Here is a 12,356-nt window from a genome sequence, read left to right as displayed (position 1 = left end):
ATATCAAAGCGTTATTAGCATCAGAATGCACGCTGGTATGGCATGATGCCAGACTGCAACATTTTCTTGCTACCCAGACTATGATTGTTACTTAAGCCTCGGAGTTCAAAGTTAAATGACCATTTGTTGTCATATTCACTATTGTCGTCTTTCCAGCCAACGATTTTACGCTCATAACCGACGTTAACCGCCCAGCAGCAAGTGTTGTATTGCAAGCCCACTAACTGACTCGCAGGTTGCTGCTCTTTGGTATCATAGTAATAAGCGCCAACCAAAGCCCAGCGATCACTTAACGGCCAGCTTGCAACCAGACCAAGTTGAGAAATCCCTTGCTGGAAAGCCGGGGCACTTTTAGCTGTGGCCTGGATATAATCCCTGTCAACAAAACGATAGTTCAACTGCACGAGCCGGTCTTCATCACGGCGGTATTCCAGTACGGCATTCCCCATCGTTACGCTGCCCAGACGGGTATCGTACTGCATACCGCCTTTCAAGCCCCAGGAATCATTAATTTTCCAGTAAGTATCACCAGCCCAGGTCATCATACCTGTTCTGTCTTTACTGTTAATGATATTTTCCTCACCGGTGCGTGGACGTTCAAAGTAATAGATTTGACCTAACGACAGGTTAAAACGTTCAACCAAACCCTCATCATAAATGCGGGTAGTGAGGCCGGTAGTCACTTGATTAGCGGATGAAATACGGTCCAGACCACCATAAAAGCGCTCACGGAATAGGCCGGTATAGTCAGTTTGCAGTAAAGATGAATCGAAGTTATTGATATTATCCTGGTTTTTGTATGGCACATACAGATACTGAATCTGTGGTTCCAATGTTTGGGTGTAATCGCTGTTCAGGTACGTTGATCGCTCAAACACCATTTTGGCTTCACTTTTGAACTGCGGCAGAACCCGGTTAACCGATTCTTTATATTCAGAATTTTCAAGAGCTTTGGGAATATCTTGCTGATAGTGAGTCGCCATCAGCTTAACTTCATTATTTATACTGGCCCAGCCATTGGAAAGTGGCAGGTTAATGGAGGGTTCCAGATGCCAGCGGGTTGCTTCCGGGTTCTCTTTACCTACACTGGTAAATTTTACCGCCTGACCATAGACCTTAAGATCAAATGGGCCCAGGTCATTTTTGTAATAGTTCAGATCTAACTGGGGTTCAGCTCTGTAGGCTTTTCTATTGGTATCTTGAGAAAAAATCTGGAATTGTTTAGTAGATAAGGTGGCATTCCAGTTTTGTTGAGCATATCCCAGGCTGAATTTCTGTGTGGCATAGCCGTCGGTGGTGGAACCATATTGAGAACTGAAGTCAGAAAAATATTCAGGATCACTGACTTTGGTATAGTCGATATTAAAGCGCCATACCTGATTCATCACACCACTGTGTCCCCAGTAAAATAACCAACGATTATCACTCTCTCTGGCGGTACGTGTTCTTGCATTTTTATCTTGGACATACTGATCGTCATTATTCAGCCAGTCGAACACAAGTGTACCTGTACCTGCTTTCGTTAAATAACGGAATTCATTATCCAGTTTTAAACCGCGTCTACTGATATAATGCGGCGTAATCGTGGCATCATAATTCGGTGCGATATTCCAGTAATAGGGCAAAAGAAATTCAAAGCCGTCATTTTTGGAATAGCTGGCGTTAGGAATAAGGAAACCGGAGCGGCGTTTAGTGCCGATCGGTAATTGAAGATACGGACTGTAAAATACCGGAACATTCGCCACTCTGAAACGGGCATTCCATATTTCAGCCACTTCTTCTTCACGGTCGAGAATGACTTCGGAGCCAACAACGCTCCAGCTATCATTACCCGGCAGGCAGGAAGTAAAAGTACCGTTATCCAGAATGGCATAACGGTTTTCACCACGCAGTTTCATTTTATCTGCGATGCCGCGTCCTTGACGCCCGACCATCTGATAATCGCTTTGATCCATATCTGTATCTTTATTATTTAAATTAGACCAAGCGCGTGGACCTTTCAGAATAATTTGGGGATCGTCATAATGAACATTGCCCGTTGCAGTAACAGTCCTTAGCGGGACTTCATCTTCTGTTTGATCAAGTTGTACCTTATCGGCGGTCAGCGTTTTATTACCCTGTTTAATATGGACATTACCGCTGAACTTAGCAGAGCGCGGATAATCTGCGCGTGAGTCATCTGCCAGGATATTGATAGGGAGTTGATTTTGATCGCCGTTAATTATTGGCTGATCGTAAACAGGTATACCTAGCATACATTGTGCTGCGAGATCAGCATGTACATGCTGACTATAAAGTGCGGCCCATACCGTTGTGGCCAGCAAAGTTGGATAACATTTCTTCATAGATATTTATGCGGTTCCGTCATCAGTGGCATTATGCCGGCAAACCTCAAGAGACTAGCGCACTCAATGAATATGCGCCAGCGTAAAGTCATACCTTTACTTATCTTGCCGTTAGGCACGGAGCTGAATGAATAGTATGATAATGCAAAACTACACTCAGAGCATTGATGAATTGAGGAGTATATGCATTATTGGGGAAAATTGCTTGGGCTGATCTTTGGTGTCATGTCTGGAGCAGGCTTCTGGGGTATTGTCATTGGCCTGTTTATTGGTCATATGTTTGATAGGGCCAGTGTGCGGAGAAACCAAGGTTTTTTTGCGAATAATCAGTCCCGCCAGATGCTGTTTTTCAGTAGTACCTTTCAGGTGATGGGGCATATTACTAAATCAAAAGGACGGGTGACTGAAACAGATATCCAACTTGCCAGTCAGTTAATGGACCGAATGCAACTTCACGGGCAAGCCAGGACTGCGGCCCAGCACGCTTTTCGTGAGGGTAAAGAGCTGAATTTTCCTTTGCGTGAGACATTGAGACAATTGCGTCGTGCTTGCTTTGGCCGATCTGACTTAATTCGGATGTTTTTGGAGATTCAGTTACAGGCTGCATTTTCTGATGGCCAACTGCACCCAAATGAGAGGAACGTGCTGTTTATCATTGCTGATGAACTTAGGATCTCCCGTAGCCAGTTTGAACAATTCCTTGCCATGATGGAAGGTGGCCGCAATTTCGGTGGTGGTGGAGAATGGCAGCGGCAGTATGGTAGCTACCAGAGAGCGCCTCAGGGGCCAACACTGGCGGACGCTTGCAAGGTGCTGGGTGTGTGTGAAAATGATGACGTGACAACAATTAAACGTGCCTATCGTAAACTAATGAGTGAACATCATCCTGATAAGTTGGTGGCAAAAGGTTTACCACCAGAAATGATGGAGATTGCTAAACAAAAAGCCCAGTCAATTCAGGCTGCTTATGATTTGATAAAAAAAGAGAAAAGCTTTAAGTGAACTATTTTTTCTTTTTAAAAACAATTTATTAACATATAGGGGAATAAAATCCCCTACTGTTATTGAGTTTATCTTTTATTCCTTTAAAATATTAGAGAATTTTATATATTTTTTACTTTAAATACATGAGGAATGAAAAAATGGCAAGTATCCGTATTCTTTCGGGTTATTTTGGCTTGGCCTTGTGCCTGATATTGGCTTCATTGAATTCGGTTACCGTATTTGTCTATTAATTAAAAATCGGCTTTACACTGAAAATGCATTGGGGTCCCATAGGCTGGATGGGTGATATAGAGCTCCTGTGCATGTAATTGCAGGCGAGGTGCCATTGCTCTTGCCTGCTGATGAGCGTAAAACCGATCTCCCAGAATAGGGTGCTCAAGTGCCAGCATGTGTACCCTGAGCTGATGTGAACGACCTGTTATCGGTGAAAGTTTTACCCGGGTTGCTTCATCTTCGTAAGCGAGTACTTCGTATTCAGTTTGAGCTGATTTTCCGGTTTCAAAACAAACTTTCTGCTTTGGTCTGTTCGGCCAGTCACAAATCAATGGTAGATCGACAATGCCGGTTTCTGGTTCCAGACGTCCCCAAATCCGTGCAATATAGGTTTTTTTCGGTTCCCGTTCACGGAACTGGCGTTTCAATTCACGTTCCGCATCTTTGAGCAATGCAACCACCATTACGCCGCTGGTTGCCATATCCAGCCGGTGAACAGATTCCGCTGTCGGAAACTGCTGCTGTATCCGCGTCATAATGCTGTCTTTATGTTCTTCTGCCCGGCCAGGAACAGAGAGTAGCCCACTGGGTTTATTGACCACTATGATGTGTTGATCCTGATAGAGCACATGTAACCAGGGGTCGGTGGGAGGGTTATAAGCTTCCATTGAGGCTCCGGTAGCAGAATATCAAGGGAGGAGCAGGAATGGGGGGTTTGGTGAGGAACACCCCATCCCGGTCCAGCCTCCGGGTATTTCTAATACTTACTGATGTGTAACAACAACAAGGCGGATAGCATCCAGACGCCAGCTTGCTTGATTCAGGTTAAGCAGTAACTGTTGGCGATTGGATTCAATCGCTTCCAACTCATCATCACGAATATTCGGATTGACTGCCTTCAGTGCTTCCAGACGGGAAAGTTCAGCCGTGAGTTTTTCATCAGCTTCCTGTTTAGCTTGTTCAATCAATGATTGAGCCTGTGTTTCTATCAAACCTTCTGCCTGTTGTAAAATAGCGTGAACTTCTTTTTGTACCGCATTAACCAGTTTACTCGCAGTATGACGATTGACTGCGTTAAGCTGGCGGTTAAAGCTTTCAAATTCCACCTGACCAGCCAGATTGTTGCCTTTCAAATCCATCAGTATCCGCAATGGTGTTGGCGGCAGGAAACGGGTCAATTGCAGATGTTTTGGCGCTTGTGCTTCAACCACATAAATCAGCTCTACCAGCAGGGTTCCAACGGGTAATGCTTTATTTTTCAAAAGAGAGACGGCACAGCTGCCGGTATCACCGGAAAGGATCAGGTCCAACCCATTACGGATAATCGGGTGTTCCCAACTGATAAACTGGGCATCCTCACGGGATAGCGCTTGTTCACGATCGAATGTGATAGTACAGCCATCTTGTGGCAGTCCTGGGAAATCCGGAACCAGCATATGATCGGAGGGTGTCAGCACTATCATGTTATCGCTGCGATCTTCCTGATTGATACCAACGATATCAAACAAGTTGAGAGAGAAATTCACCAGTTCAATATCATCATCATACTTTGCAATTTTTTCTGCTAACTGTAAGCCATGTTCTCCGCCATTGGAGTTCATTTCCAGCAGCCGGTCGCGGCCTTGCTCCAGTTGTGATTTGAGCTGCTCATGTTGTTGGCGGCATTGCTCAATAAACTCACCAAATTTATCCTGTTCGTTCGGTTTGGCCAGATAGTTCAGCAGAGTTTCATAATAGTTATCGTAGATAGTACGGCCTGTTGGGCAGGTGTGTTCGAATGCATCCAGACCTTCGTGATACCACCGGATCAGGACGGCCTGTGCGGTATTTTCCAGATAGGGCACACTGATTTGGATATCACGGCTTTGGCCGATACGATCCAGACGTCCGATACGTTGCTCCAGTAAATCCGGGTTGAATGGCAAATCGAACATGACTAACTGGTTGGCAAACTGGAAGTTACGGCCTTCTGAGCCAATTTCGGAGCACAGCAACACTTGTGCCCCCTCTTCTTCAGAAGCAAAGTAGGCTGCGGCGCGGTCACGTTCAACCAGTGATAATCCTTCATGGAAAACGGCGCCGCGAATGCCTTCGCGTTCACGCAGTACCTGTTCCAGGTGCAGAGCTGTGGTTGCTTTAGCACAAATTACCAGCACTTTTTCATCGCGGTTTGCGGTCAGGAAACCAAGTAACCATTCTACGCGGGGATCAAAATTCCACCATGTGGCGTTTTCGCCTTCAAATTCCTGATAAATCTGCTCTGGGTAAAGCATATCCCTTGCGCGTGATTCCAGCGATTTTTTAGCGCCCATAATATCGGAGACTTTAATGGCTGTCTGATATTGGGTTGGTAGAGGTAACTTAATCTGATGCAGTTCCCGATGAGGAAAGCCTTTCACGCCATTACGGGTATTACGGAACAGAATACGGCTGGTGCCGTGGCGATCCATCAGCATGGAAATCAGTTCACGGCGTGCGGTTTCACTTTCATCACTATTACTGTTGGCTGCTTTCAGCAGAGGCTCAATATCCTGTTCACTAATCAGCTCACTCATCAGATTTAATTGATTATTGTTAAGTTGTTCGCCAGATAACAGCAGAGTTACGGCATCGGCAACCGGGCGGTAGTTTTGTTGTTCGTCAATAAAAGCCTGATAATCATGAAAACGGTTTGGATCAAGCAGGCGCAGGCGGGCAAAATGACTTTCCTGTCCTAACTGCTCCGGTGTTGCAGTCAGCAGCAATACACCCGGGATCTGTTCAGCCAATTCTTCAATAACCTGGTATTCTCGACTTGGTGCATCTTCACTCCAGGCCAGGTGGTGAGCTTCATCCACCACCATCAGATCCCAATTGGCTTCAAGCATATGCTCAAAACGTTGTTTATTACGGCGGACAAAATCCAGTGAACAAAGTATCAGTTGTTCTGTTTCAAATGGATTATCGCTGTCATGCCGGGCTTCGGTATAGCGACTGTCATCAAACAGGGCAAAACGCAGATTGAAACGGCGCAGCATCTCTACCAGCCATTGATGTTGAAGGCTTTCCGGCACAATAATCAGAACACGTTCAGCACGGCCTGCTAACAGTTGCTGGTGGATGATCATCCCAGCTTCGATGGTTTTACCCAAGCCGACTTCATCAGCCAACAATACCCTTGGCGCGTGGCGTTTGCCTACTTCATTAGCGATATGAAGCTGATGGGGGATCAGGCTTGCGCGGATACCCCGCAGACCACTTTCAGCCAGTTTAAATTGTTCGCTTTGATATTTACGGGCGCGAAAGCGCAAGGCAAAACGATCCATGCGGTCAATCTGACCGGCAAACAAGCGATCCTGTGGCTTGTTGAAGGTGAGTTTGCTGTCGAGGAACACTTCGCGCAGACTGACATTTTCTTGCAGAGTATCAAGACGTGTACCTGTATAAATAATCAGGCCATTCTCTTGCTGGACTTCATCCACTTTGAGTTGCCAGCCTTCATGGCTGGTGACAACATCCCCCGAGTTAAACATAACGCGGGTAATAGGAGAATCATTGCGTGCGTAAAGGCGGTTTTCACCGCTGGCAGGAAAAAGCAAAGTGACCATTCGTGCGTCCAATGCAACAACGGTTCCTAATCCAAGTTCGCTTTCTGTATCGCTGATCCAGCGTTGACCGAGGGTAAATGGCATAAATTTTGACTCAGTTTCTGTTAGATAAATGTTATTTATAGGTGAAGGACGACAGCTTTTATTTGATCTAACGAAGATAATGGGCAGATAGCAAGATGCTCCATAAATCCCCTAATCATTCGTTAAAGGGGCGATATGTTAATGGAAGCAAAGCCGGTCGTCACCTGCAAAAAATAGTAACCAGCCAAATAGTAATCAGCCAAAAGGCATTACTATTTGCCCGGTGAGCAAAGTTATAAAATCATCCTGTAAAAATGGCAGAATAGCATCAGCGATAGGCTGAAGTTGCTTGTTGATATAGTGATCATAGTCCAGTGGTGAATGCAGATTTTCCAGTGGTTCCGGCCCGGATTGTGTCATGACATAGCTTATCCAACCGCCATTTTGGTATTGCAAGGGCCGGTTATGTTGCAGATTGTATTCATCTGCCAGCCTTGCTGCCCTCACATGGGGTGGTACATTGCGCTGATAGTCAGACAACTTACGGCCCAACCTTTTACGGTAGGTGAGTTTATCATCAAATTTTCCTTTTAGGGTACTGGTAACATAACCACGGATAAACTCCTGATAAGGCTGCTTATGAAAAATCAGTGAATACAGTTGCTTCTGGAAATCTTGCGCCAGAGGTGTCCAGTCAGTGCGTACCGTTTCCAGACCTTTATAGACCATGCGGTCACCACTCAGACCGGCATAACGCTTTTTACTGCCTTGTTCAGCTCCACGGATGGTTGGCATCAGAAAGCGGCGATAGTGAGTTTCAAATTCCAACTCAAGGGTGCTTTTAAGCCCAAAGTGTTCTTGCAGGTGCTTTTGCCACCATTGGTTAACAAATCGTGCAAGTTCTTTACCGATGCTGAGAGCCAGTTCTTCTTCATGTGCCTGTTTCAGCCATATAAAGATGGAATCTGTATCACCGTAGATAACTTGATAGTTTTGAGATTCAATCAGCTTTCTGGTCTGGAGCATAATTTCGTGGCCGCGCATAGTAATGGAAGACGTCAGGCGCGGGTCGAAGAAACGACAGCCCTCTGCCCCAAGAACACCGTAGAAAGCGTTCATGATGATCTTCAATGCTTGTGACAATGGGGCGTTATGCTGTTTTTTTGCTGCGTCACGTTCATACCAGATTTGCGTCACGATATCAGGCAAACAGTGCTGAGTACGGGAAAAGAAGGCATTGCGAAAACCGGGAACTGCATGCTTGCTGTCCGGCTGTGCCAGACCTTCCACCATACCGACAGGATCGATAAGAAAAGTGCGGATAATTGAGGGATACAGACTTTTATAATCCAGCACCAGTACTGAATCATACAAGCCGGGGCGAGAATCCATCACGAAACCGCCGGGGCTGTTATCTTCGGGCTTCCCGCCTGGATTTGGGGCAACATAACCGATGCGGTGCATTTTTGGCATGTAAAGATGGGTGAAAGCGGTGACTGAACCGCCACTGCGATCTACGGCGAGACCGGTAACTGTTGCCCTTTCCAACAGAAACCCCATCAAGTGGGTTTTATCGAAAATCCGGTTTACCAGAATACAGTCTTGCAAATTATATTGTGCCAGTGCGGGCTTATCTTGCTGGAATCGACGGTCAATCTCATCCATACGCTGATAGGGTGTATCAATGGCTTTGCCTTCGCCCAATAGTTCTTGCGAGACATATTCCAGACTGAAAGAAGGAAAATTCCAGGTAGCGGTTTTCAGTGCTTCAATACCATCAATAATCAATCGACCGGCGGTGGAAGCGAAAAAGTGCCCCGGTTTAAAGCCGTGCTCCCGCCACTCCAGTAACCCTCCGGCCCGTCCAAATTTCAGTGGAACGCCGTAGCGTTCAGCATGTTTTTGTAAAATCCGCAGATCGAACTGAATCAGGTTCCAGCCAATAATGGCGTCAGGGTCATATTTTTCCAGCCACTCGTTAAGTCTTTCCACCATTTGCGGACGACTTGCTACATATTCCAAATCGAAATTTACCGGGTGCTTATTACCGTTAGCAGGGCCAAGCATAAATACTTTTTGCTGATCACATCCTGCTAATCCAATGGAATACAGTTCTCCATGCTGGCTGGTTTCAATATCCAGGGATACCCATTTCAATGTTGGGCGATAAGCTGGGTTGGGTTTCATCTGATAGCCGCCATTAGGTGCCTGACTGAACCAGATGGGAGCAGTGATAAAACGTTCCATCATAAACCTGTCTGGTGGACGGATATCTGCTTCATAAACCTGAATTCCCTGTTGCTGTAGCACTTTCTCAATCCGTTGTAATTGGCGATATTGCTGGCAATAAAGCGCGGCAACAGGCTGGCGATTGAAATCTTTTAATGAAAGTGGGCGGAGATGGTAGTTGCGCTCTTGCGCCAGAATTTTTTCCACCTGCGGCATATTGGCTTGCGGGATAAAAGCAACAGCTTGTTGGTGAAGAATTTTTATATGACGTGGCCCTTGATCTGTCACCAGCCAGTATTCCACCTCAATACCCGAGGGAGTATCCCGCCAGTGGCGTGTCAGTATAAAACCTTGTTCAGCATGATTCTGTTGCATATAGAGACTGGCACTTATATTTGTTGAAAATAACTACAATTATAGCATTGGATAATGGTTATTTATACAGTTGTCTAATCTCACTATATCGTGATGTGGTGTATAAATGATAATCGAGGCCTTGCCGAAATTATCTCTTTATTGCAAAGAACGGAAAATAAAATATCCCTAATGAGATAGACAGGTATTATTGAATATATCTGTAAGAGTATAGTAATATAAAACGTATTGTATTCGTTCTTAGCAATACGTTTTTAATATTATATAGCTTTATTCTTAAGTGTATTTCTATAATTCCATACTACCAAGAATTAAAGTTACAGTAATGATGGATAATAATGTAGTCCATGTGATAATAGATGCCATTGCCTCATGGTCGCCGCCCATTTGTCTGGCTAATATATAGGCATTGCCGGCACAAGGCACGGCGGAATATAGAATAGCAATATTCGCAGGCACGCCTGACGAACCTAAATATTTAATTATCAAGATAGTGATAAGTGGCATGACAACCAGCTTGAGTATTGTTGCATAGGAGATCGAAAGTAGCTTTTTTATATGCATACTGATGATCAATCCGGCACCTACAGACATTAAGCTTAATGGTGTGGCTGCATTGGATAGATAGATAAAAAGTTGCTTAATTGAACCAGTAATATGAATGTTAAAGAAGTTTAGTAACACACCAATGATTGCGCCAATGATAAGTGGATTTTTAGCTAACGCAAAAATAGCACTACTGAGGTTTTTTTTACTTCCACTACCATAATGATTCATTACCAGTACGCTCATAATATTCGTGATAATTATCATATAGGCTACAAAAAAACCAGATAATGCAACGCCCTCACTGCCGAATAGTGATTGTGAAAGTGCTATAAAAACATAGGAATTATATCTAACCCCACCTTGAAATATAGAAGTAAATAGAGCTGGTGTAGTATTAAAGAAAAATCGACCGGAGAAAATAATAATAGCGATTATTATTGTGGAACTTATCGTTGATACTATTGGATAGAAGTTATCAGAACCAGAAAAATTAGCTTCACTAATATCTAAAATTAATAAACAAGGAAAAAATAGATAGTAAACAAATTTATCTGAAAAGTGCCAGAAATTAGAAACATCTTTTATATATTTTTTAGATAAGAAACCAAGAATAATTAGCAGGAATATAGGCAGAATTGAAAAGAAAACATTTAGCATCTGAAGATCCTTCTAAATAGAAAAAACTCTATTTTCTATTTGGTTTAAATATCTGTGATTCCAAAGATTTGGTGATATAAATACACGTTGCAACCAACGTAATGGTGTTCCTATATTATCGAATGTTGGCATGAATTTATCTCTTGAATGCAAAGTGAATCTGTTGTCTATATATACTAAATCTCCAGGGTTAATATGTATTCCTACTGAATTTTCTTTAATTAAGCTGTAGAATTTTTCCAGAGCAATTTCAGCTTTAGTTGTACTTGCTGTTATCATACCGGGATAAAATACAGCGCTGATGTCGGGTAATATATGATTTTCTGATATCAGCGGGACAAGATGGGTCTCTTCTTTCTCAATTAATGTGGATTGTTTCCAGCGGTAAGGTAATTTAATGCTGTACAAGGGGGGTGCTAATGTTTCTATATCTTCTTTCTTTAATTGAGCAATGGATAAACGTGAATCGGATATCCGTGTCAGAGGGCCATTGGGATCATTCCTGATTCCTGTAAGCAGTAAACCTAGGGGCGAAACATTATATTGTTCTAAATGTTTTAAAGCTGCATTTTCAATATGAAAGTCAAGTTCAACATCAAACCCTAAGCCCGTATATTCATTTTTCGATTCATGAGTTGGAATCAGGTTATTAATTAATTCTTTACCTTCAAAAAACATCGAATAGGGTTCACCAATGAGTGACGCTATACCTGTTAAAAGATTTTCACTAATATTTCCTGATTTTGCTGAGGGAGTATATTGGTTTGGTGATGGAGAGAAGAATATTTCACAGTCTATTGGCGTATTCTTTAAAATTATATATGGCCTGGGATTTATAGATGCCCGCTGTTTATTCAGGGCTGATATTATCCTTACAGGTAAAAAAGACATCATTGCAGATCTTACTGCGTGAATATATAAATCACCCCCGGTGGGGTCATAACCAATTTTATTTAATGCTAAAAAGAGGTCATGTTTTTCTTGTGTGGTTAATTGAAATAAATTCTGATAATCCATTTATCATTCTCTTTGAAAAATAATAATGTTAAATAACCTCAAAAGCAGGAATATGTTACATATATTATTCAGTTTTAAAACCAAAATTAATAGATAGTGTGATGTGAATCACCTTAAATCAAATGATTAAATTTGGTTTTTTTGTAACTATTAAGATGCGATAGCATTATATTTATAATAGATAATGATTCTGGTAACTTGAACGTCTAAGATTTAAGTTAAATACATTAATGTACATTAATAAAGTAATAGATTAATTTACGATTATAGATTAATTATTCTGTTAAATGTGGTAAATTTAAGTCATTTATAGGGAATTTTTAATAAAATTAAAATGCGGATTAAACTTATAAAA

At 42.9% G+C, this 12,356-nt stretch carries 7 protein-coding genes; 1 reads left to right on the top strand and 6 read right to left on the bottom strand.

The window, feature by feature from the left end:
- Positions 1-20 precede the first annotated feature (20 nt).
- Positions 21-2,345 (bottom strand): LPS assembly protein LptD, encoded by a 2,325-nt coding sequence (gene lptD / locus VY86_RS04855; protein WP_046974126.1) that lies wholly within the window; start codon positions 2,343-2,345, stop codon positions 21-23.
- 183 nt (positions 2,346-2,528) lie between these two features.
- On the opposite strand from lptD, the gene djlA reads away from it, so the two are divergent.
- Positions 2,529-3,347 carry a co-chaperone DjlA gene (djlA, locus tag VY86_RS04850; RefSeq protein WP_046974125.1) on the top strand — a complete coding sequence of 273 codons (819 nt, stop codon included), beginning with the start codon at positions 2,529-2,531 and terminating at the stop codon, positions 3,345-3,347.
- Positions 3,348-3,580: 233 nt separating this feature from the next.
- Here the strand turns inward: djlA and rluA are convergent, their stop codons facing one another.
- The 5 genes from rluA to VY86_RS04825 all read right to left on the bottom strand — a co-directional run bounded on the left by rluA (position 3,581) and on the right by VY86_RS04825 (position 12,001).
- On the bottom strand, positions 3,581-4,231 hold the full coding sequence (gene rluA, locus VY86_RS04845) for a bifunctional tRNA pseudouridine(32) synthase/23S rRNA pseudouridine(746) synthase RluA (protein ID WP_046974124.1): 651 nt from the start codon (positions 4,229-4,231) through the stop codon (positions 3,581-3,583).
- Between the two features lie 96 nt (positions 4,232-4,327).
- On the bottom strand, positions 4,328-7,234 hold the full coding sequence (gene rapA / locus VY86_RS04840; protein WP_046974123.1) for an RNA polymerase-associated protein RapA: 2,907 nt from the start codon (positions 7,232-7,234) through the stop codon (positions 4,328-4,330).
- A gap of 195 nt (positions 7,235-7,429) precedes the next feature.
- Entirely contained in the window at positions 7,430-9,778 is a 2,349-nt protein-coding gene (locus tag VY86_RS04835) for a DNA polymerase II (protein WP_046974122.1), read from the bottom strand.
- 288 nt (positions 9,779-10,066) lie between these two features.
- The gene (locus VY86_RS04830) at positions 10,067-10,984 is read right to left on the bottom strand and encodes an AEC family transporter (protein WP_046974121.1); all 918 of its coding nucleotides are present in this window, start codon (positions 10,982-10,984) and stop codon (positions 10,067-10,069) included.
- A 12-nt stretch (positions 10,985-10,996) separates the two neighbouring features.
- Entirely contained in the window at positions 10,997-12,001 is a 1,005-nt protein-coding gene (locus VY86_RS04825; RefSeq protein WP_046974120.1) for a TauD/TfdA family dioxygenase, read from the bottom strand.
- Between the last annotated feature and the right edge of the window lie 355 nt (positions 12,002-12,356).

This window comes from Photorhabdus thracensis, assembly GCF_001010285.1.
GTDB classification, from domain to species: Bacteria; Pseudomonadota; Gammaproteobacteria; order Enterobacterales; family Enterobacteriaceae; genus Photorhabdus; species Photorhabdus temperata.
The sequence above is the reverse complement of the archived record's forward strand: the minus strand, read 5'-3'. Positions and strand labels throughout refer to the sequence as shown.

Excerpts from the sequence above, each read along its gene's own strand:
- lptD (WP_046974126.1), bottom strand. The coding sequence starts at position 2,345 with ATGAAGAAATGTTATCCAACTTTGCTGGCCACAACGGTATGGGCCGCA.
- djlA (WP_046974125.1), top strand. The coding sequence starts at position 2,529 with ATGCATTATTGGGGAAAATTGCTTGGGCTGATCTTTGGTGTCATGTCT.
- rluA (WP_046974124.1), bottom strand. The coding sequence starts at position 4,231 with ATGGAAGCTTATAACCCTCCCACCGACCCCTGGTTACATGTGCTCTAT.
- rapA (WP_046974123.1), bottom strand. The coding sequence starts at position 7,234 with ATGCCATTTACCCTCGGTCAACGCTGGATCAGCGATACAGAAAGCGAA.
- VY86_RS04835 (WP_046974122.1), bottom strand. The coding sequence starts at position 9,778 with ATGCAACAGAATCATGCTGAACAAGGTTTTATACTGACACGCCACTGG.
- VY86_RS04830 (WP_046974121.1), bottom strand. The coding sequence starts at position 10,984 with ATGCTAAATGTTTTCTTTTCAATTCTGCCTATATTCCTGCTAATTATT.
- VY86_RS04825 (WP_046974120.1), bottom strand. The coding sequence starts at position 12,001 with ATGGATTATCAGAATTTATTTCAATTAACCACACAAGAAAAACATGAC.